Below are 20,845 nucleotides of genomic sequence, written 5' to 3' on the forward strand. Positions count from 1 at the left end.
CCGGGGGCCTGATCAGGCCCCCGGAGCCGAAACAGAAACGGTAAAAGTGTTACCTATGTTCCCGGGCAGAAGTGTTACCCATGTTCCTGGTTGCACAAACCCTTTTCAAAGGGTTTCCTTCCCCTTCCCCCGGCCGCCGGAGGCACCGCGTCAGACGCGGACTTTCATGATGATCTTGTGTATCTCGCCATCGGAGATCATGGGCATGTGGGCGTCTTCGGGGAAGTAGACGGCGATCATGCCGGGCAGAACTTCAGCCCAGTGGGTGGGCGCGTCCGAGTAGAAGGCCACATCGCTGCGAGGATCTGACGCCTCTACCGAAGGGCCGAGATCGCGTCTCGCCTTCCAGCCGATGTTGTCCGTGCCGCTGATGACGTAGGCGAGGTCGATGTAATGGTCGTGGGTCTCGATGAGCGCGTCCTCGGCCTTGCGTCCCGGCCCTTTGGCCACCACCGCATACAGGCCGTCCTCAAGGTCGATCCGGCCCGTGGGCAGGTCGGCGAGGTCCGGCCTGCGCAGAAAGGCGAAGGCGGCGGGAAAGCGGGGATTCAGGGCCGCGTAGAGGTCGGCAGCATTGAGATCGTCCAGGATCATTGCACTTGTTTCCTTTCGGCCTTGAGGGCCATGAGCAGGGCTTCGTCCAGGGACGGATGCGGGAAGATGACCGAATGGATGTCGTCCAGGGTCCAGCCCTGGTGTACGATCATGGCCGCCGGAGTGACGAGCCGGGACACGTCGTGGCCTACGGCGGTGACGCCGACGACTTTTCCGCCGGACCAGATTATTTTGACGAACCCCTGGGTGGCCGCGTGGGCCTGGGCCATGGGATTGGCCGCGAGCTGGGCCACGGAGACTTCGGTGGTCTCGAAATCCGCCAGGAATGCCTCATTTTCCATGAGTCCCACGCGCATGGCTTCGGGCGAGCCGTACAGCACGCTTGGCACCGGGCCGACCACGTAGGGGGCTTCGATTTTGCCCGCCGCATGGAGGGCCACATAGTGGGCCTGATGCGATGCCGCATGGGCCAACTGGATGTGGCCGTTGGCGTCGCCGATGGCATAGATGTCCGGCGCGGCCAGGAGATGCTCGTCCACCTGAATCTGGTTGAAGAGCAGCTCGACGCCCGCTTCCTCCAGGCCGATTCCCTTGGTCACGGGGCCGCGCCCGACGGCCACCAGGGCCTTGTCGGCAACGATATGTTCGCCCGAGTTCAGGGTGAGCAGGGCCCGGCCGTCGCGGGTGACGACTCCGGCCACGCGTTCGTTCAGCCTGATGTCCCATTTCCAGCGTTTGAATACGCCGGCCAGGGCCTGGGAAACTTCGGGGTCCTCCAGTGGGGCCACGCGGTCCATGGCGTCCACGACGGTGACTTTGCAGCCGAAGCGGTGGGCCACCTGGGCCATTTCCAGGCCGATGAATCCCGCGCCGACCACAATAAGCGATTCGGGCATGGATTCCAGGGAAAGGAACATGTCGGAGTCGAGGACGCAGTCGCCGTCTGGTTCCAGGCCGGGGAAGAAGATGGGCCTGGACCCGGTGGCGACCACCAATTTTTTGTAGGCGAGGGTCTTCTCGCCGTCGGCGGAGGCCACGGCCACCTGGTGGTCTCCCGCCAGGCGGCCGGTGCCTTCGACCAACTCCACGCCGAGTTTCTTGAGCTGCATTCCCATGGCCTTGCGCGTGCCTGCCAGATGCTTCTGCACCCGGCTTTGCAGGGCCGCGAAGTTGACGGTCACCTCGCCCGAGGCGACCTTCATGCGAGCTTGGTTGTGCAGCTCCTCGACGGCGGAGGTGGCCCCGAGCCAGAGCTTGGTCGGAATGCACCCGCGATTGAGGCAGGTGCCGCCGAGGAAGTCCTTTTCGATCAGGGCCACGGACAGGCCGAGGCCGGCGGCTTCAACGGCTGCGTCGAATCCGCCGGGACCGGCCCCTATTACTATGAGATCATAAGTCATCAGTCAGTTCCATGGACCGGGCGGCCTTGGTCTCGTCCAGTCTGGTCACGGGCAGGTTCACCGGGGCCGAAGTCAGTGCCTCGGGGTTGGAATCCACCATTTCCGCCAGCTCGATGAGATCATCGCAGAACTTGTCGAGCGTTTCCTTGTTCTCGGTCTCGGTCGGCTCGATCATGATCGCCTCGGGGACGATGAGCGGGAAGTAGATGGTGGGCGCGTGGTAGCCCTTGTCCAGCAGGCCTTTGGCGAAGTCCAGGGCATGGACTCCCTTGTGCGCCTGGGGGGATGCGGAGATCACGAACTCGTGCATGCAAGTGCGGTTGTAGGGGACCTCGAAGTGGCTCGAAAGCCGTTTGCGCATGTAGTTGGCGGCCAGGACCGCGTTTTCGCTGGCCCGGGTCAGGCCCGCGCCGCCAAGGCGCAGCACATAGGCGTAGGCCTTCAGGTACACGCCGAAGTTGCCGTAGAAGGGGGCCACGTAGCCGATGGACTTGGGGAAGTCGTAGTCCAGGAAGAACTGGCCGTCCTCGCGTTTGCGGACCCTGGAGATGGGCAGGTAGTCCACCAGCCGTTCGGACACGCCGACGGGACCGGAACCGGGGCCGCCGCCGCCATGGGGGGTGGCCAGGGTCTTGTGGACGTTCCAGTGGACGATGTCGAAGCCGACGTCGCCGACGCGCATCTTGCCCATGATGGCGTTGAGGTTCGCGCCGTCGTAGTAGAGCAGGGCGTCGACCTTGCGCAACATGCGCACGACTTCGGGCAGGTTCTTTTCGAACAGGCCCAGCGTGTTCGGGCAGGTCATCATCATGCCCGCCACTTCGTCGTCCAGGACCTTTTCCAGGGCGGCGGGATCAACGATGCCGTCCTTGGATTCCACGGAGACGATCTCGAAGCCCGCGATGGCGGCGGATGCCGGGTTGGTGCCGTGGGCCGAGTCGGGCACGATGACCTTGGTCTTCTTGTTGCCCTTGTCGCGGTGGTAGGCGGCCATGAGCATGACGCCGGTCAACTCGCCGTGGGCTCCAGCCATGGGGTGCATGGTGTAAGCGGCCATGCCGGTGATTTCGCACAGCAGCCGTTCGATTTCGTACATCACCTCAAGCGCGCCCTGGCACAGTCCGCCCGCGCCGCGCAACTGGGGCATGACCGGATGCAGCCGGGTGAAGCCGGGAAGGGCTGCGGCGACTTCGGTGAATTTGGGGTTGTACTTCATGGTGCACGACCCCAGGGGATAGAAGTTGCTGTCCACGCTGTAGTTGAGCTGGGACAGCTTGGTGAAGTGGCGGACGACGTCGAGCTCGGAAACGGAGGGTAGGCCGATGTCGCCGTCGCGCAGCAGGTCCTTGGGAATGTAGGCTTCTTCCGCCATGCCTTCGCAGGGCCAGCAGCCTTCGCGTCCGGCTACGGATTGTTCAAAGATGGTCTTCATTTCAGCGCACCTCGCAGCATCTCGGCGAAAATGCCGATCTGTTCTTCGCTGGTCTTTTCCGTGCAGGCCACCAGCAGGCCGTTTTCCAGTCCCTCGAAGTACCGGCCCAGCGGGAAGCCCGGGATGTAGCCGCGCTCGGCCAGCTTGTCGATGGCTTCGAAAGCGTTGACGGGCAGGGTCACGGCGAATTCATTGCCGAAGGTTCCCTTGGTGAGCATCTCAACGCCGGGGATGGCGGTCAGGCGCTCCGCGCAGATGTGGGCGCGCTCCATGGAAACCCTGGCCGCCCGCTTGAGGCCCATCTCGCCCAGGGCGCACATGTGGACCAGTGCGCGCAGGGCGCACAGGGACTGGTTGGAGCAGATGTTGGATGTGGCCCTCTGGCGGCGGATGTGCTGCTCGCGGGCCTGGAGGGTGAGCACGTAGCCGGTGCGGCCTTCGGTGTCGGTGGTCCGGCCGACGATGCGGCCGGGCAGTTGGCGGACCATTTCCTTGGTGCAGGTCATGATGCCCAGGTAGGGGCCGCCGAAGGAGAGAGGCATACCCAGGGACTGGCCTTCGGCCACGGCGATGTCTGCGCCCATTTCGCCCGGCGTCTTGAGCAGGGTTTGGAGCACCGGGTATACGGACATGATGGAAACGGCCTTGACCGCCTTGGCCGCCGCGAACAGCTCGGTGAGGTCGTTGATGGAGCCGAAGAAGTTCGGGTTCTGCACCAGCACGGCGGCGGTGGAGTCGTCGAGGGCGTTTTTGAGGCCCGCGAGGTCAGTCTGTCCGTCCTTGTGCGGGACGGTGACGAGATCCACATCCAGGTTGGTGGTGTAGGAACCGAGCATGACGCGGTAGATGGGATTGAGCCCTTCGGAGACCACGATCTTGCGACGCCTGGTCTTGCGCACGGCCATCATTGTGGCTTCATACAGGGCGGTGCCGCCGTCGTAGACCGAGGCGTTGGCGCATTCCATGCCCAGGAGCCTGGTCACGGCGGTCTGGTATTCGAAGATCGCCTGCAGGGTGCCCTGGGACGCCTCGGGCTGGTAGGGCGTGTAGGCCGTGTAGAATTCGCCGCGCATGGTCAGCGCGTCGACGGCGGCCGGAATGTAGTGATCGTAAAAGCCCGCGCCAAGGAAGCTGACGCTGTCGGTGGCGTTTTTCGCGGCCAGGGCTTCGAGCTTGGAGAGGACCTCCATTTCGCTCAGCCCTTCGGGGATGTCGAAACTCTTCGGACGCATGTCGGCGGAAATCTCGGCAAAGAGATCATCCACGGAGTTCACGCCGATGGTGGCGAGCATCTCGCGCACTTCGTCTTCGGTATGCGGTACAAACGGCATGATGAAACCTGCTGTTTTTATGATGAGAAAAAAAGAAAAGGGCCGAGACGCGCGCCCCGGCCCGGCAGCTCGAAACTAGTGCGCCTCGGATTCGACCACGGCGGCGTAGCCTTCGGCGTTCAGCAGCCCCTCGGGAGCGCCCTTGATCCGGAACTTGAGCATCCAGCCCGCGCCGTAGGGCTCTTCGTTGACCTTTTCCGGCGCGTCCTCAAGCTCGGTGTTGACCTCGATGACCTCGCCGCTCACCGGGGCGTATATCTCGCTCGCGGCCTTGACGGACTCGACGGAGCCCATTTCCGCGCCCGCCTCGAAGGTGTCGCCCACCTCGGGCAGTTCCACGAAGGTCAGGTCGCCCAGTTGCTCCTGAGCGAACTGGGTGATGCCGACGGTGGCGACGTCATCTTCGATCATGACCCATTCGTGGGTTTTCGCGTACAACAAATCTTCAGGGATCATATTTTTCTCCTTGCTTCGAAAAGGGGTTTATCGATTCTATGATCGGTAGTCTTTAGCATGGGATGAAGGTGTTGGAAATAGTAAAAATAATGACACTTTCAAAGTCGTTAGCGTATTTTTACGATGAGTCCGCCATAGCGCCAAAAAGCTGACGAACAGGCCTTGGGGCCAGAGAGAATAGCTCCATATTTTCAAAGGATTGTCGAGAGGGTTGTACTCGATTAAATCATACATGTTTTTCAGTCTAGGTGTAAAAAGTATTACGATCAATGTTGACCATGGCACGAATCGGGAGTAGTCTGGCTTTCGCGTATGAGCGATACATCTTCAATCAACTTTTCGGCTGAGTCCTACGCCGCTCCCGATCCGGGTTCCCGCGTGGAGGTGGAAGTGGGCGGCCGCGTCTGGCTGCTCGACCGCGCCGCCGACATGGAGGCGTTGTGGAACGCCATGGACGACGGCGATCTGGACGAGGACGAACGGCTTCCGTACTGGGCCGAGGTCTGGCCCGCCAGCGTGCTGCTCGGGCGGCATATTCTGCGCAATGCGGAGAGGCTGCGCGGCCGTTCCTGTCTCGACCTCGGCTGCGGGCTCGGCCTGACGGGCATGATAGCGGCGTCGGCGGGCGCGCGGGTGGCGGCCTTCGATTACGAATGGCCCGCCGTGCGTTTCGCCCGGCACAACGGCGAACTCAACAACGTTCCCCAGCCCCTGTGGCTGCTCATGGATTGGCGGCAGCCTGCGTTCAAGCCCCGCGTCTTCGATTTTATCTGGGGCGGGGACGTGCTGTATGAAAAACGTTTTTTTGATCCCCTGATCCGTTTGTTCCGCCACGCTCTTGCGCCCGGCGGACGCATCTGGATCGGCGAGCCGGTTCGCACCGTTTCCAGGCCCGTATGGGACCGGTTGCGCGCCGAAGGGTTCGCGGCCGAGAAATTGACCGTGGAAAAGGTCGCCCTGTGCGGCCAGAACGCCACGGTAAACCTGTGGGAAATCACCATTCCCTGATATTGGAGGACACTATGGGCAAGACCATTCGATTCGGCGTGTCTCTGGATTCCGATTTGCTTGAAAAGTTCGATCAGCATTGCGCGGAACGCAGCTATCAGACCCGTTCCGAGGCTATCCGCGACCTTATCCGCAACACTCTGGTGCAGCGTGAATGGGAGCAGGCCGAGGGCGATCTGGCCGGAACCCTGACCCTGGTCTACGACCACCACAAATCCGGGCTGTCGCAACGGCTGACCGAGATTCAGCACGAGGCGCATCACGTCATCCAGTCCTCGCTGCACGTCCACCTCGACCATTACAATTGCCTTGAGGTCATCATCCTCAAGGGCGACGCCGAGGTCATCAAGGATCTCGGGCAGAAGCTCATATCCACCAAGGGCGTCAAGCACGGCAACCTCGCCTTGACAACCACGGGCAAAGATTTGATTTAAGGACCCTTCGGCGCGGGAAAGGGATGGGCCTCCTGAAAGCAGCAGGGCTCATTCCCGCCTTCGCCTCTCCGCCTCGGCGAACGCTGCGGCCTTGTTCCGCAGTTCTGGGAGAGCGGGGGAGCACGTCTTTTTCAGTGCAAGGATCGCGAAGGAAGGAATAGATTGATGGAAGATGTACAGAAGAGTAAGGCGACTATCGCCATGCCCATCGACAGGGTGGGCGTCAAGGGGTTGCGGCTGCCGATCATAGTCCGGGACCGCGAGTCCGGGATTCAGCATACCGTGGCCCAGGTTTCCATGTCGGTTGACCTGCCCGCCGAGTTCAAGGGCACGCACATGAGCCGTTTCGTGGAAGCTCTGGAATATTGGGAAGGGACCCTCGACTACAATTCCTTCCGGACGCTCCTCGACGACATCGTGGATCGTCTCCAGGCTCGCAGCGCCCACTTGCGCTTCGTTTTTCCCTATTTTTTGCGTCGCCGGTCGCCTGTCTCCAAGGCGGGGGGGCTCATGGACTACACCTGCCGGGTGGACGGCAATCTCAAGGAAGGCAAGCTGACCTTCACCCTGGGCGCGGACGTGCCGGTCATGACCGTCTGTCCCTGTTCCAAGGCAATCTCCGACGAAGGCGCGCACTCCCAGCGGGCCGAGGTGCGTATCCGCACCCGTTTCGACGGCTTCCTCTGGCTGGAGGACCTCATCGAGATCGGCGAGCGGGCGGGCTCCTGCCAGGTGTTTTCCCTGCTCAAGCGCGAGGATGAGAAGTACGTCACCGAGACCGCCTTCGCCAACCCGACCTTTGTTGAGGACGTGGTCCGCGAGGCGGCCAAGGGACTCGACGAACATCCCCGCGTCCACTGGTACAAGGTCGAGGTGGAGAGCTTCGAGTCCATCCACAACCACTCGGCCTTCGCAGTGATCGAGAGCGGGGATTAGCGCGGGCGGAGGGAACTCCCGTCCCGGTTTGCGTCCCACGCCCCGGTCGCGTATACAGGTATTTGGCTGCTTCCCGATTCGAAGGGAGTAATTCTTCATGTCCGACGCCAACATCTCGGCCCTGTCCGCTCTGTCCACCGTGCAGGAGGTCTCGGCCAACAACATCGCCAATGTGAACACCGACGGCTTCAGGGCTTCGGCGGTTTCCCTGGAGTCCGGGCCGGAAGGGCGGGGCGTCGAGGTGGCGTCCATCACCGAATCCTCCGTGCCCGGCGTTGTCGTTGACGGCGTGGAGACCTCCAATACCGACCTCGGCCGTGAGATGACGGACATGATGGTCACCGGACACGCCTTTTCCGCGAATACCGCTTTCATCCGCGCCCAGGAGGAGATGACCGGCCATCTCCTGAACATGATCGCCTGACGCCGTTGGCGTCCGCTTTCCGGGCGGGCGATCAGCCGTGGCAACCGCCTTTTCCCCGCGTCGCGTCCGCTCTCCGGCGGCGGGCGCTTGACATCTCCTTCCATCCTGTCATATGGTCTATCATGGCCCGTCTGCGCGCCTTTCCGAATTTTTCGGGAAGACACAGAGCGGGCCATACTTGCGACAGACGAGGAGACCATGACCAATACCGTGAAGACAGATTTCGACGTCATTATCGTGGGGGCCGGCCCGGCCGGGTTGTTCGCCGCCTACCACCTCAGCGAGCATTCCAACCTGGACGTTCTGCTGATCGACAAGGGCAAGCGCTCCCTGAAGCGCAACTGTCCCATCTCCGGCGATCAGGAGTGCATCAAGTGCCGCCCCTGCAACATCCTGTGCGGCGTCGGCGGGGCCGGGTTGTTTTCCGACGGCAAGCTCAACTACATTCACAAGCTCGGCAAGACCGACCTGACCCAGTTCGTCGGCATCACCGAGGCGATTCAGCTTATCGATGAGACCGAAGCCATCTTCAACAAGTTCGGCATGGACGGAAAAGTCTTCCCTACCGACATGGAGGCGGCGAAGCAGATTCGCAAACAGGCGCGCAAGGACGGCATCGACCTGCTCGTTATCAAGCAGAAGCATCTGGGCAGCGACAACCTGCCCGGCCATATCGCGGGCATGGCCGATCATATCTGCGACAAGGGTGTGGTCTTTCGCACCTCCGAGACCGTCACCGATGTGCTCGTGAGCGAGGGGCGGGTGACGGGCGTCGTTACCAGCCGGGGGGAATACGCCGCCCGGAACGTTATCCTCGCGTCCGGACGGGTCGGAGCCGAATGGGTTGCCCATGAGGTTCGCAAGCACGGCATCCAGGTGTCCCAGCGCGGCATCGAGGTAGGCGTTCGCGTCGAGGTCCATAATGAGATCATGCAGGACATCTGCTCGGTTATCTACGACCCGACATTCTTCGTCCGTACCAACAAGTACGACGATCAGACCCGCACTTTCTGCACCAATTACGGCGGGTACGTCGCGCTTGAAAACTATCAGGACTTCGTTTGCGTCAACGGCCATGCGCTCATGAACAAGAAGTCCGACAACACCAACTTCGCCTTCCTTTCCAAGGTAGTTCTCAACGATCCGGTGGAGGACAACCAGGCGTATGGCGAGTCCATCGGCCGTCTGGCCACCCTTATCGGAGGCGGCAAGCCCATCCTTCAGCGGTTCGGCGACCTCAGGCGCGGCCGCCGGTCCACCTGGGACCGTATCGGCAACGGCTACATCGAGCCGACACTCAGGAATGTGGTCCCCGGCGACATCGCCATGGCCCTGCCCGAGCGTATCCTGACCAACCTTATGGATGGTCTGGAGCAGCTCAACAACGTGGTGCCTGGCGTGTCCAATGACGAAACCCTGCTCTACGCCCCGGAAATAAAGTTCTTCGCCACCCAGGTCGAGACCCGCGAGCACCTCGAGACCAGCGTGGACGGTCTGTTCGTGGCCGGAGACGGTCCCGGCGTGGCCGGCAATATTGTCGGCGCGGCCGCCACCGCCCTCATCCCCGCCAAGGAAATCATCCGCCGCTCGTGAGCGCGAAGAGGGTGCGTCCAAACAAGCAAAAAAGCCCGGCTGATGTCGGGCTTTTTTTGGCCGATATATTCATCCCCGCTTTCACTCAGAACGCCGCGGAGCGAAACGCCCGCGCCGAAGGCGCTTGCAAGGGATGCAAGGGTGCGAGCCCTTGCCCGCCGGAGGCGAAATCACCCGACAAATGCCGCGAAGCGGCTTTCAACTCCAGATTTTTCTCTTCAAGAATTTTGCGAGTTGGTCTTCGCCTCAATCCGTTGGCGTCCTCTCCGGAAAGTAGGGGAGGCCCCGGTTTGAGCGTTTGCGGGTCTTCAGCGAGGCTAAACAACCGCTTGCGGGGGCTGTAAAAAGGTTGTGTGGCAGGGCGGCGAATTTTCGGAATATCTTTGTATGAAATGGTTATAGTCGTTGACATGCTGTCAGTAAATTGACAGAGAAGATGTATATTAATGATATGGCTGCGGGGCGGGGGTCCCGCGGGCCGTGCATCCATGTGAATCCGGAGGAGAAATGTCGCTCAATCTGGACGGCATCATTGGGAACAGTCCGGCCCTGGCGAAGGTCTTCAAGGTCCTGAAAAAGGTCGCGCCTACTGACAGCACTGTGCTGGTCACGGGCGAGTCCGGGACCGGCAAGGAACTTCTGGTCAGGGCATTGCACCGCAACAGCGTGCGCCGCGACATGCCGTTCGTCCCTATCAACTGCGGGGCGATTCCGAGGGAACTGCTCGAATCCGAGCTCTTCGGCCATGAAAAGGGAGCCTTTACCCACGCCATTCGTTCACGGCCCGGCCGGTTTGAGCTGGCCGACGGCGGAACGATCTTCCTCGACGAGATCGGCGACATGGACCTCTCGTTGCAGGTCAAGATTCTTCGCGCACTGCAAGAGAAGGAAATCGAGCGGGTGGGCGGCACCTCCATCAAGAAGGTCGACGTCCGCGTGGTGGCGGCCACCAACCGGGACTTGGAAGGTGAGGTAGCCTCGGGCAGGTTCCGCGAGGACCTGTTCTACCGCCTCAACGTCATTCCCCTGAAACTGCCGCCCCTGCGTGAACGCGGCATGGATATCCTGCTGCTGGCCGAGCATTTTCTGGGCCGCCACTGCGGAAGCAAGGCGCGCAAGGCGCTTACCTTGACCGATAAGGCGAGGCAGATGCTCCTGACGTATTCCTGGCCCGGCAATGTGCGCGAGCTGGAAAACTTCATGGAGCGGCTGACCATCCTGTGCGACGGCTGCGAGGTTAAGCCACAGGATTTGCCGGAAAAAATCTTTGCGGACATCGGGGAAAGCCCGCTCAGGGAGGAGGAGATTATCGAGCCTCTTCGCCCTGTCGGATTCGCCTGGCCCTCCCTCAAGGACATGCGGGACAAGGACCTCAAGCTCAAGGATTTTCTGGAGGCCATCGAGGGCCGTCTTCTGGCGGAGGCTCTGGAGCAGGCCGACGGGGTCAAGAACAAGGCTGCGGAACTGGTCGGCATAAAGAGAACCACCCTCATCGAGAAGCTGAAAAAGAGGGATTTGCTGTAACCTGCGGAGTAGTGCAAGAGTTGCCCGTTTTGCGGGTAGCACGACAATTGCATAACTGCTTGCCGTGACAGTCGAAAGTGTCAAAAGAATAGCCTGGCCCCTGACGGCCGCCCTTGTCTTGGGGTTGATCTTGGCCGATCCCGCCCAAGCCTTGAGGGTGGTCTTTTCTTCTCAGGGCAATACGGATAAGCTGACTTTTTCTTTTGATTCCGATGTGTTGCCGAAATTGTCCGTGGCGAGGACCGGCAAGACGGCATTGCAAGTGCTGTTGCCGGAAGGTATTTGGGGCCGTGAGAACCGGCCTGATGTCGGTGATATTGCGGGCGGGCTGGTCAAATCCGTCGCCACCTCTGACAATGGGGTGGAAATTGCCCTTACCACCGACGCCTTCGGGTATATTCGCGTTCCCGGTCAAGGAACGTCCGAGTTCGTTCTTCAGCTTTATTCCGATCCGATCGGTGCGCGTTGGCGATCGCCCGATACGCCTCCGGCCCCGGCCCGGCAGCCCGTCCGGCCCGCTCAGGCTGCGCAGCCCACACCTGCGGCGCCGGTCGAGCCCAAGGCTCCTTCGGCGGCCGAGGTGGCCGAGACCCTGTCGGCGGTTCGGCCCGATCAGCCTGTCCCTGACAAAGCCGAGGCCGACCTGCCTCCCGAGGATTCCGCCCCCGAGCGCAAACCGTTCTTCGCCGTTCCCTATTCCGTGCGGAATGAGGTCCAGGCCCCGGAGGCCCCGGCTTCCGCCGCAACGGGGGAGACCGTGACGGGCGATTATCCGGCGGCCAGCGAGTTGCGCTTCAAGGCCGTGAACAAGTCCGCGGAGGAAGTGAAATTCGCGGAGTTGGCCGGTGACGCTGAAAAGCGTTTTCCGGTTTCCGCCCCTGCCGAATCGGCGGTTGAAGCCCCGTCCGCGCCGGTTCCTTCCGCGCAGGATGCCCCGGCCGCCAACGAGGTGGTCGGCAGCGTGAGCCAGCCCCCCGCCGCAGAGGCCGATCAGGACGGAACACGGGGCGCGGTCGCTCCGCCTCCGACTGCTCCCGTGGCGGAGAAAACGTCCGAGACGCGGACGACTCCGGTCCCCGAAGCGGCTCCGGTTGCCGTGGAGCCTGTCCAACCGGCGGAGCCCGGCGGTCCTGGAACGGATGCCTCGGCCGAAGGCGTGAAGCCCGTTGGAGCCGAGGGAGAGCCGCAGAATGAACCGTCGCCCGAGGAGCAGGAAAAGGCCCGCATCCAGGCCATTCGCGATCAGCTCTATGAGGCCCAGTCCCTGATGTTCAACGGTGGGCTGAGTGAGGCCCTGCCGCTTTACGAGGACATCCTCAAACAGGCCAAGCTGCCCGAAGACGTGCGCGACGAAAGCCTTTACGCCGTCGCCGACATCAAGAAACAGATCAACTCGGGCGATCTGGCGAACAAGTTCGACGAGGTGGCCCAGGCCTACATTGAGGCCATGAACGCGAACCTGCGTTCCGACCGTGTGCCGCGCGCTCTGCTGAACCTCGGCCTGCTCAATTTGCAGGTGGGCAACTTCCCCGAGGCCCGCGCCTATTTCAAGATTCTTGAGGACAAATATCCGGACAACGACAACATTCCGTCCATCAGCTACTACTGGGGCGAGTACTGGTACCGAAAGGGCGATTACCAAAAGGCCGCCGATCAGTTCCAGCATCTCATCCAGACCTATCCCGAGCACCAGCTCGCCAAGCAGGCCGCCTATTATCTGGCCGATTCCCTGAGCCGGACGGGCTACCTGGACCAGGCTTTCCAGATCGTGGACTACATCGACAAGCGTTGGCCCGACTATTACATGGAGAACATGGACTTCCTGCGGCTGGCGGGCGGCGTGGAGACGCAGCTCAAGAAGTGGGAGCAGGCCAAGAATCACTATTTCACCTTCTACAACCTCAATCCCGACGCCGACGGCGCTGACGTTGTCCTGGCCCGCATCGGAGACATTTACCTGCGCATGAACGACAAGGACGCGGCCAAGCAGGTGTACGAAAAAGCGGTCAAGGATTACCCGGACAAGGAGGGCGGCCTCATTTCCAAGATGCGGCTTGCCGAGGAGGGCATTTATGACGATCCGGCCATGCATGAGATGGTGGATGTCTTCAACCGGCCCTACAATCTCAATCCGAAGCGGGTCTACTCCGAGATCGTCAGCCAACACCCGGCAAGTCCGCTTGCGCCCATAGCTCAGCTCAAGCTGGCCATGTGGTATGCCTTCAACAAGAACTATCCGGAAGCTCTGTCGGCGGCCCAGGATCTCGTCGAGAAGTATCCAGACAGTCCGCTGGTGGACAAGGCCAGGATTCTGGGCGACTCGGTCTTCGTCCTCGCAGTGCCCGGAATGCTCGCCGAGGAACGTTACGGCCGTATCGTTCGCTACTGGGAAACTTACGATTTCATCGGCAAGAAGGATTCCAAGGTCGACGAAAACACCAAGCTCGCCATCGCCACCAGTTATTGGAAGGTCGGCCAGCCTGAGAAGGCGCTTGAGCTGCTCAAGCCGTATCTCGTGGAGAAGCAGCTTGAGGGCGTTTCCGATCAGGCTCTCGGTCTGGCCGTGAACATTTACCTCGATCAGCTCGCCTGGCAGGATATTTCGGACCTCGTGTCCATGGCTTCCAAGCACTGGAAGCTCAAGCCCGAACAGCAGCGCCAGCTTGAATACGCGCGGGCCATGTCCCTCCAGAATCTCGGTGACGGCAAGCGCGCCGTGACCCTGTGGGCCGAGCTGGCCAAGGACGCCGCCGTGGACCCGGCCTTCCGCGCCTACGCCATGTACTACATGGCCAAGGACGCCATGGAGCGGCAGGATTTGCGCAGGGTCTTCGTCTATTCCCAGGAGGCCCTGGCTCTGCTGTTGCAGAGCGATGGCGACCCCGAGAAGGTCAAGGATGCGGTGCTCATGTCCATTTACGCCACCGAGCGGTCCGGACGGTACGAAGAGGCCCTCAAGTGGGCCAGGGAGTATGACAAGTACATCTCTGTGGACAATCCCGAGTGGGCCTCCACCCGGTTCAAGTTGGCCCGCATCTACCGCAAGGCCGGTGCTATCGACGAATGGAAGCAGTTGCTTCAGGATATCATAGAGAAGAAGCCCGATTCTCTTCAGGCCCAACTCGCCAAGGCCGCTCTCGACACCCACAATCTCGAACGGCAGGCCAGCCAGTACGCTCCCAATCCGGGGTAGCCCGCGACGCCGTTCTTCTTCCTTTTTTCTTGTTTCGGTCGGTTTTTTTGCCGTTCGGGTATGGTTGGAGCCTGATCTGTGCTATGCAACACGCGTGAGTGGTGAAACAACTGTTTGTTGAGGTGGAGCATGGACAGACATCCCATTGTTGCCGGACGGTTTTACGAAGCGCGGCCTGAAGAGCTGTACGCCACGGTTGACGAGTATCTCGGATTGGCCGAGGGCAAACGGCAGGAGCGCACCTTGCTCGCCATGGTGCCTCATGCCGGATATGTCTATTCGGGCGCGGTCTGCGGCAAGACACTGGGCTCGGCCAATCTCGCGCCCACAGTTCTGTTGCTTGGTCCGAATCATACGGGGCGGGGTGAGCGTTTCGCCCTGTGGCCTGACGGCGGTTGGGCGTTCCCCGGCGGATTTCTTCCCGTGGATACGGCCCTTGCCGGGGCGTTGGTCGATGCCGACAAGGACATCCGGCCGGACACCTCGGCGCACATCGGGGAGCATTCCCTGGAAGTGATTCTGCCGTTCCTCTACCGCCTCAATCCGGACGCGGCCATCGTGCCCATCTGCATCTCCGCGCCCGCCCTGGATTCTCTGGAGCGGGTGGGGCGCGCCATCGGCCGGGCCCTTGCCGCCTTCCCGACCCCCGTGTCCATCGTGGTCAGTTCCGATATGAGTCATTACATTTCCCACGAGAATGCCCACAAGATGGACGGCATGGCGCTGGAACCGGTGATGACCCTTGATCCCGCCGTGCTCTACGATACCGTGCGCTCACGGCATATTTCCATGTGCGGAGTGCTGCCCATGACCGTGGGCTTGTATGCTGCGCTCGAACTGGGCGCGACCCATGCCGATCTGGAGGCGTACGCCACCTCGGGCGAGGTGTCCGGCGACTTCGAGCAGGTCGTGGGCTATGCGGGGGTGCTGGTCAGTTGACCGCAAGCCGCATGATGGCCGCCCGTCCGGGGTTCATGCGGTGAACCCGGATATCTGCCGGAGGGAGTGTCGTATGGGGTAGGCTGCGTGCGGAACGGGAGAGCAATCTCCCGGTTCGGGCGCAGTTTTTGTGTTAAATGGGGCGGGGTAGAGCCCGGCGACCTGCCGGGGATCAGACGTGTCAGGAACCCCGTTTGAAGCCGACGGAGGCTTCCCCGTCGCGGACGATGACGGGAATGCGGCGCAGACCGCCTGAGAGTTTGAGCATTTCTTCCAGGTTGGCTTCGGATGCAAGAATATCCACGAATCGCGCCTGGGGGTGCGCGGCGAGCGCCCGCTTGGTGTGCGGGCAGGTGGACTTGCCGTATATGATTATCTCGCTCATTGTTCTTCCTTGCTTTTTTTCAAGAATACCACCAGGACCAGACAGTCTCAACCCTCTGTAGCGCGGTGGGAAGCCTGGAAAGCGTCTTGCGGTTTTCCGCAATCGGAAAAGAAAAGCCCTGTCCGGACGAATCCGGACAGGGCGTTCTATCATTGTTGACGGCCGAGCCTAACGGCGGCGTCCGCCGCGGTCACCGCGATCTCCGCGATCTCTGCGGTCACCACGGTCGCTGCGGCCGCCCTTGTCGCCGGCGCGCGGGGCGGGGCGCTTGAAGTCGTCCAGGTTGACTTCCTGTCCGGCCTCTTCCATGAGCCATGCCTTGCGGGACAGGCGAATGCGTCCGCCGGGCTCCAGGGCGATGCACTTGACCATGACTTCCTGGCCGAGCTGAACAATGTCTTCCACACGTTCCACACGGTCGAAGTCGAGCTGGGAGATGTGCAGCATTCCTTCCTGGCCGGGCAGAATCTCGACGAGCGCGCCGACCTCGAGGATCTTGCGCACGACGCCCTTGTAGTTCTTGCCGGGTTCGGGCTTCTGGTCGTAGTAGAGCACCATTTCCTTGGCCTTTTCCATGGAAGCCATGGTCGGGGCGAAGATGGAGATCTTGCCGGAATCCTCGATGTCGATGTCGGCTTCGGTCTCGGCGGTGATGGCCTTGATGTTCTTGCCGCCGGGTCCGATGACGGAACGGATCTTTTCAGGATCGATGTAGACCACGTCCATCTGCGGGGCCAGGGCGGACAGCTCGGTGCGCGGCTTTTCCAGAACCTCGGCCATGTGGTCGAGGATGTGGGTGCGGGCTTCCTTGGCCTGGTACAGGGCCTTCTTAAGGACTTCCTGCGGGATGCCGCCGATCTTGATGTCCATCTGGATGGCGGTGATGCCGTCACGGGTGCCTGCGACCTTGAAGTCCATGTCGCCCAGGGCGTCCTCGTCGCCGAGGATGTCGGTCAGGACGAAGTACTGGTCGCCTTCCTTGCACAAGCCCATGGCGATACCGGCCACGGGATCGGAAATGGGCACGCCCGCATCCATGAGGGACAGGGTTGCGCCGCACACGGAAGCCATGGAGGAGGAGCCGTTGGACTCCATGATCTCGGAGACCACGCGGATGGTGAACGGGAATTCCTCGGTGCTGGGCAGCACCGGAGTCAGCGCGCGTTCGGCCAGGGCTCCGTGGCCCACTTCGCGGCGGGAGGTGCCGCGCAACATGCGGGCTTCACCGACGCAGTAGGGCGGGAAATTGTAATGCAGCATGAACCGTTTGGTGGCATCGCCGAGCAGGGAGTCGTAGCGCTGCTCGTCACGGGTGGAACCCAGGGTGGCGACGGCCAGGGAGCAGGTCTCGCCGCGGCGGAACAGGACCGAGCCGTGGGTCTGCTGGAGGACGCCCACTTCGATGGACAGCGGACGGACAGTGGTGGTGTCGCGGCCGTCGATGCGCAGGCCTTCCTTGACGATGCGTTCGCGGACGATCTTCTTGGTCATGTCACCGACGATGTTCTCCACTTCGGCCAGCTTGGCGGGCTCCTCGGGGAACTTTTCGGCAACGGCCTCCTTGGCCTTCTTCTTGGCGGCGTCCTTGGCGGCGTAGCGGACCATCTTTTCGGGGGTGGTCAGGGCCTTCTTGAGGTCATCGGTGATGATCTCGCCGAGGAACTCGGCCACTTCCTCGTCGCGTTCGGGGGCGGTCACTTCGATCTTGGGCACGCCGACCTTGTCGCGGAGCTCGTCCTGGATGTCGAAGAGCGGGCGGACCTGCTCGTGACCCCAAGCCAGGGCGTCGGCCACCATGTCTTCGGAGACGAAATTGCCGCCGCCTTCAACCATGACCATGGCCTCGCGGGTTGCGGCGAAGATCAGGTTCAGGGAGGAACGCTCCTCAATACCCTTGTAGGTCGGGTAGAGGACGAATTCGCCGTCCACGTAGCCGACGCGGGCGCCGACGATCGGGCCGTTGAAAGGCATCTTGGAAATATGGCAGGCGGCGGAAGCGCCGGTCAGGGCCAGGACGTCCGGATTGACGTGCTTGTCGGCGGACAGGACGGTGGCGATAATCTGCACTTCGTCCGAGAAGCCCTTGGCGAACAGGGGACGGATGGGGCGGTCGATGAGCCGGGAGACCAGGGTCTCATGCTCGGAGGGACGGCCTTCGCGGCGGAAGTAGTTGCCCGGCACGCGGCCTGCGGCGTAGGCCATTTCCTGATAGTTGCAGGTCAGGGGGAAGAAGCCCCGGTCTTCGGCCAGGGGCTGGGTCACGGCAGTGACCAGAACAGTGGTGTTACCGGAAGAAATGGTCACCGCGCCGGAGGCCTGGCGAGCATATTTCCCGGTTTCAATGGTGATGTCGAGATCGCCGACCGTTGCGGTAACGCTGGTCGAGTCGAAAGGAATCATCGTCATGGAGATTCTCCTGCCTTATGAATCTAAGGCAATAAAGGTGGATCACTTTCTGCGATAATCCCTCGTGTGGGGTTAGCCGGCTTGGGGAGGAGCTTTTGGGCCATGGGAACCTCGGGTTCCCAAAAACGCCTTCCGCAGCCAACTAATCTGTGTGTGGGGATTCTTGCGGTGCCGTGGAAAGACGGCTCCGACGCAGAAAGTGACGTACGAGCGGGGGAGGTGTTACCCTCCCCCGAACATCAATTCTTCAAAGAACTACTTGCGCAGACCGAGGCGGCCGATGAGGTCGCGGTAGCGCTGAATGTCCTTGTTCTGCAAGTACTTGAGCAGCTTCCTGCGCTGTCCGACGAGCTTCAGCAGGCCGGTGCGGGAGTGGTGATCCTTGGTGTGGGTCTTGAAGTGGTCGGCCAGGTAGCTGATGCGCGCGGTCAGCAGCGCGACCTGGACTTCCGGGGACCCGGTGTCGCCTTCGCAGGTCTTGTACTCGTCAATAATCTTCTGTTTTTCTTCAGCAGTCATCACCACAGCGATATCCTCCTAAGTTGGATGTTGCTTTTAACGTTGTGCCGGACGCAGAGGTCCCGTTGCGAATCAGTCCTGGGTCCAGAGTCCCCGGAGAATGGCCCATCTGGGCTTGTCGTCCTGGAGTTTTGCCTCCACCAATGCCAGGGGGGATCCGTCGGGACCAAGCAGCATGGCTTGATCGCCGAGTACGCCCGCCAACATGGCGCCGGGTTGGTCGGCCACCGGCAGCCAGGACCCGTTCATGACGAGTCCGGCCAGCGGTTCGGTCAACCGATACCTCGGCCAGTGGGGCAGGGTGTCCGCCAGCGGAATCACCCGTTCCGGAAAAAGTTCCGGATGTTCCAGGACGTCCTCCAGGTCAAAGGCCTGATCGAGCCTGAAAGGCTCGCTGGCTTCCCTGACCAGGCTGGTCAGCGCCGCGCCGCACCCCATTCGTGTCCCCAAGCTGTGGACCAGGGATCGTATGTAGGTGCCCGCGGAACAGCTGACCCTGAATGCCGCTTCGGGCGGATTCACGTCCAGCGCTTCCACATGAGAAATCACGATGGGCTTCGTCTTGACCGGTGTTTCCAGGCCTTCGCGGGCCAGGGCGTACAACGGCTTCCCCTCGTGTTTGGCAGCCGAATAGGCAGGAACCTCCTGCTCTGTCAACTCTTTCCAATACAAAATTTCACGTTCGACATCTGCCGGAGCGGCTTCGACTGGGCTTTCTTTGAGTATTTCGCCTTGGATATCAAGCGTATCAGTAGTTATTCCGAGTCGAAACGTTCCGGAATAGGTTTTGGTCCCGCCGGACAGGTACGGAGCAAGTTTGGTCGCCTGCCCGAGGAGGACCAGGAGCACTCCCTCGGCCAGGGGGTCAAGGGTGCCGCCGTGGCCTATCTTGAACTGTTTCAGGCGGTGTTTGATGTCGTTCAGGCAGTCGGCCGAAGTGGGGCCGGACGGCTTGTTCAGGATGAGCAGGCCGTCAAGCTGGAACGGGCTGCGTTTCTTGGATCGGCGTCCCATCTATGCAAGCTCCAGTTGTTCGGCCACGGCCTGGACGAGCCGTTCCCGGGCTTCGGCCAGGGGGGCCTGGATGGAGCCGCCCGCCGCGTTCTTGTGTCCGCCGCCGCCGAACCGGGCGGCCACCTGCTGGACGTTGTCGTCACCGTAGGAGCGAAGGCTGAACTTGTAAAGGTCCGGCCCTTCCTCGCGCAGGATGGCGGCCACGCGCACGGTCTTGAGACGGCGCAGGAAGTTGATCAGATTCTCGGTGTCCGCGTTGGTGGTCCCCGTGCGCTCGAACATATTCTTCGTGATGACGGTCGCGCAGATCTGCTTGTCCCGGAAGAGTTCCATTGCGCTCATGGCCTCGGTCCACAGTTTCATGCGGTTCTCGGACCATTGCTTGGTGATGCGCTCGTTCATCAGGGCGATGTCGAGCCCGGAGCGGAGCATTTGCGCGGCCAGTTCCAGCGATTCGGGGGTGGTGTTGCCGTAGGTGAAGAAACCGGTGTCCGTGGCCACCGCTAGGTACACGCATTCGGCCAGAGGGCCGGTGAGCGGCACATCAAGAGCCTCCGCGAGCAGGGCGATCATGTTGCCCACGGAAGGCTGGGTGGCGTCCACCCAGTTGGCTGCGCCGAACTCGTCGTTGCCCAGGTGGTGGTCGATGTTGATAAAATCGGTTTCGTCCGAACGGGCGGTCAGGGCTTCCCCCATGCGCTCACGGCTGCCGCAGTCCAGGACGAAGGTCCAGGCGGGCAGGGTGTCGGGCAGTTCGCGTTCGATGGGCGTCGGGGCGTCTACAAAGGCGTAGCGCGAAGGCAGGCCGGACGGATTGTAGAGTCCGACCCGCTTGCCCAGGGAGGCGAGGAGGTGCCCCAGGGCGCAGATCGAGCCGATGGCGTCGCCATCGGGGCTATAGTGCGAGGCGACCAGAAACTCGTCGTGGCCTTTGATTATCTCGCTAATCCTTCGGATGGGACTTTCCATAGACCACGTCCTCAAGGAATTCATCGAACTGGAAGCGAAGTTCCGGGGTGTATTGCAGTTTAAGGATGCGTCCGAGCCTGGAACGGAGAAAGCCGGTGGCCTTTTCCAGACCTGCCTGGACTTCCCGGCGGTGCTCGTCGTCGCCCGAAACGGTGTAGAATATTTCGGCGATGCGCAGGTTGGAGTTCATGCGTACGCCGGACAGGGTGACGAACTGCAGGCGCGGGTCCGCCGCCTCCTCCACGAGAAGGGTGCCGATTTCGCGCATGATTTGATCGCCCATGCGCACGGCTCGTCTCGAACCGGATGCTTTCATTGCCATGTCCT

Annotated in this window: 20 protein-coding genes; 8 read left to right on the forward strand and 12 right to left on the reverse strand. The window is 61.6% G+C overall.

Annotated elements, in window-relative coordinates; translation table 11 throughout:
• Positions 1-150 precede the first annotated feature (150 nt).
• The 5 genes from PSN43_RS10170 to gcvH all read right to left on the reverse strand — a co-directional run bounded on the left by PSN43_RS10170 (position 151) and on the right by gcvH (position 5,174).
• Positions 151-594: a YhcH/YjgK/YiaL family protein gene (locus PSN43_RS10170; protein WP_272700615.1), complete on the reverse strand. Its 444-nt coding sequence runs from the start codon at positions 592-594 to the stop codon at positions 151-153.
• A complete protein-coding gene (locus PSN43_RS10175) occupies positions 591-1,955 on the reverse strand; it encodes a dihydrolipoyl dehydrogenase family protein (protein ID WP_272700616.1) in 1,365 nt (454 codons plus the stop codon). The genes PSN43_RS10170 and PSN43_RS10175 overlap by 4 nt, the downstream gene beginning before the upstream one ends.
• The gene (gcvPB, locus tag PSN43_RS10180; RefSeq protein WP_272700617.1) at positions 1,945-3,387 is read right to left on the reverse strand and encodes an aminomethyl-transferring glycine dehydrogenase subunit GcvPB; all 1,443 of its coding nucleotides are present in this window, start codon (positions 3,385-3,387) and stop codon (positions 1,945-1,947) included. The genes PSN43_RS10175 and gcvPB overlap by 11 nt, the downstream gene beginning before the upstream one ends.
• Positions 3,384-4,718, reverse strand: a complete 1,335-nt coding sequence (gcvPA, locus tag PSN43_RS10185) for an aminomethyl-transferring glycine dehydrogenase subunit GcvPA (protein WP_272700618.1) — start codon at positions 4,716-4,718, stop codon at positions 3,384-3,386. Before gcvPA ends, gcvPB begins: the two co-directional genes overlap by 4 nt.
• A 75-nt stretch (positions 4,719-4,793) precedes the next feature.
• Positions 4,794-5,174 carry a glycine cleavage system protein GcvH gene (gene gcvH / locus PSN43_RS10190; protein ID WP_272700619.1) on the reverse strand — a complete coding sequence of 127 codons (381 nt, stop codon included), beginning with the start codon at positions 5,172-5,174 and terminating at the stop codon, positions 4,794-4,796.
• A 312-nt stretch (positions 5,175-5,486) separates the two neighbouring features.
• Here gcvH and PSN43_RS10195 point away from each other — a divergent pair, with 312 nt between their 5' ends.
• The 5 genes from PSN43_RS10195 to PSN43_RS10215 all read left to right on the forward strand — a co-directional run bounded on the left by PSN43_RS10195 (position 5,487) and on the right by PSN43_RS10215 (position 9,569).
• On the forward strand, positions 5,487-6,182 hold the full coding sequence (locus PSN43_RS10195) for a class I SAM-dependent methyltransferase (RefSeq protein WP_272700620.1): 696 nt from the start codon (positions 5,487-5,489) through the stop codon (positions 6,180-6,182).
• A 14-nt stretch (positions 6,183-6,196) separates the two neighbouring features.
• Complete coding sequence (gene nikR / locus PSN43_RS10200) at positions 6,197-6,616, forward strand: nickel-responsive transcriptional regulator NikR (RefSeq protein ID WP_269941813.1); 420 nt, start codon at positions 6,197-6,199, stop codon at positions 6,614-6,616.
• 165 nt (positions 6,617-6,781) lie between these two features.
• A complete protein-coding gene (gene folE2, locus PSN43_RS10205; RefSeq protein ID WP_272700621.1) occupies positions 6,782-7,552 on the forward strand; it encodes a GTP cyclohydrolase FolE2 in 771 nt (256 codons plus the stop codon).
• 97 nt (positions 7,553-7,649) lie between these two features.
• Positions 7,650-7,976, forward strand: coding sequence for a flagellar basal body rod C-terminal domain-containing protein (locus PSN43_RS10210; protein ID WP_272700622.1), 327 nt, complete (start codon positions 7,650-7,652; stop codon positions 7,974-7,976).
• A gap of 174 nt (positions 7,977-8,150) precedes the next feature.
• Positions 8,151-9,569, forward strand: a complete 1,419-nt coding sequence (locus tag PSN43_RS10215; RefSeq protein ID WP_272700776.1) for an NAD(P)/FAD-dependent oxidoreductase — start codon at positions 8,151-8,153, stop codon at positions 9,567-9,569.
• An 85-nt stretch (positions 9,570-9,654) separates the two neighbouring features.
• Here PSN43_RS10215 and PSN43_RS10220 read toward each other — a convergent pair whose 3' ends face one another.
• Entirely contained in the window at positions 9,655-9,981 is a 327-nt protein-coding gene (locus PSN43_RS10220; protein WP_272700623.1) for a hypothetical protein, read from the reverse strand.
• 95 nt (positions 9,982-10,076) lie between these two features.
• Here PSN43_RS10220 and PSN43_RS10225 point away from each other — a divergent pair, with 95 nt between their 5' ends.
• The 3 genes from PSN43_RS10225 to amrB all read left to right on the forward strand — a co-directional run bounded on the left by PSN43_RS10225 (position 10,077) and on the right by amrB (position 15,225).
• The gene (locus tag PSN43_RS10225) at positions 10,077-11,093 is read left to right on the forward strand and encodes a sigma-54 interaction domain-containing protein (RefSeq protein ID WP_272700624.1); all 1,017 of its coding nucleotides are present in this window, start codon (positions 10,077-10,079) and stop codon (positions 11,091-11,093) included.
• Between the two features lie 214 nt (positions 11,094-11,307).
• On the forward strand, positions 11,308-14,286 hold the full coding sequence (locus tag PSN43_RS10230; RefSeq protein ID WP_272700625.1) for a tetratricopeptide repeat protein: 2,979 nt from the start codon (positions 11,308-11,310) through the stop codon (positions 14,284-14,286).
• 129 nt (positions 14,287-14,415) lie between these two features.
• On the forward strand, positions 14,416-15,225 hold the full coding sequence (gene amrB, locus PSN43_RS10235) for an AmmeMemoRadiSam system protein B (protein ID WP_272700626.1): 810 nt from the start codon (positions 14,416-14,418) through the stop codon (positions 15,223-15,225).
• A 181-nt stretch (positions 15,226-15,406) separates the two neighbouring features.
• On the opposite strand, the gene uxx1 is transcribed toward amrB, so the two are convergent.
• The 6 genes from uxx1 to rbfA all read right to left on the reverse strand — a co-directional run bounded on the left by uxx1 (position 15,407) and on the right by rbfA (position 20,834).
• Positions 15,407-15,610, reverse strand: coding sequence for a UXX-star selenoprotein family 1 (uxx1, locus tag PSN43_RS10240; RefSeq protein WP_272700627.1), 204 nt, complete (start codon positions 15,608-15,610; stop codon positions 15,407-15,409).
• A gap of 168 nt (positions 15,611-15,778) precedes the next feature.
• Positions 15,779-18,016 (reverse strand): polyribonucleotide nucleotidyltransferase, encoded by a 2,238-nt coding sequence (pnp, locus tag PSN43_RS10245; RefSeq protein ID WP_272700628.1) that lies wholly within the window; start codon positions 18,014-18,016, stop codon positions 15,779-15,781.
• Positions 18,017-18,271: 255 nt separating this feature from the next.
• Positions 18,272-18,541 (reverse strand): 30S ribosomal protein S15, encoded by a 270-nt coding sequence (rpsO, locus tag PSN43_RS10250; RefSeq protein WP_272700629.1) that lies wholly within the window; start codon positions 18,539-18,541, stop codon positions 18,272-18,274.
• A gap of 66 nt (positions 18,542-18,607) precedes the next feature.
• Complete coding sequence (gene truB / locus PSN43_RS10255) at positions 18,608-19,549, reverse strand: tRNA pseudouridine(55) synthase TruB (RefSeq protein ID WP_272700630.1); 942 nt, start codon at positions 19,547-19,549, stop codon at positions 18,608-18,610.
• Positions 19,550-20,518 (reverse strand): DHH family phosphoesterase, encoded by a 969-nt coding sequence (locus PSN43_RS10260; protein WP_272700631.1) that lies wholly within the window; start codon positions 20,516-20,518, stop codon positions 19,550-19,552. It lies immediately after the preceding gene.
• Positions 20,493-20,834 carry a 30S ribosome-binding factor RbfA gene (rbfA, locus tag PSN43_RS10265; RefSeq protein ID WP_272700632.1) on the reverse strand — a complete coding sequence of 114 codons (342 nt, stop codon included), beginning with the start codon at positions 20,832-20,834 and terminating at the stop codon, positions 20,493-20,495. Before rbfA ends, PSN43_RS10260 begins: the two co-directional genes overlap by 26 nt.
• Positions 20,835-20,845 lie beyond the last annotated feature (11 nt).

Source organism: Desulfovibrio sp. Fe33 (genome assembly GCF_028532725.1).
Lineage (GTDB): Bacteria > Desulfobacterota > Desulfovibrionia > Desulfovibrionales > Desulfovibrionaceae > Pseudodesulfovibrio.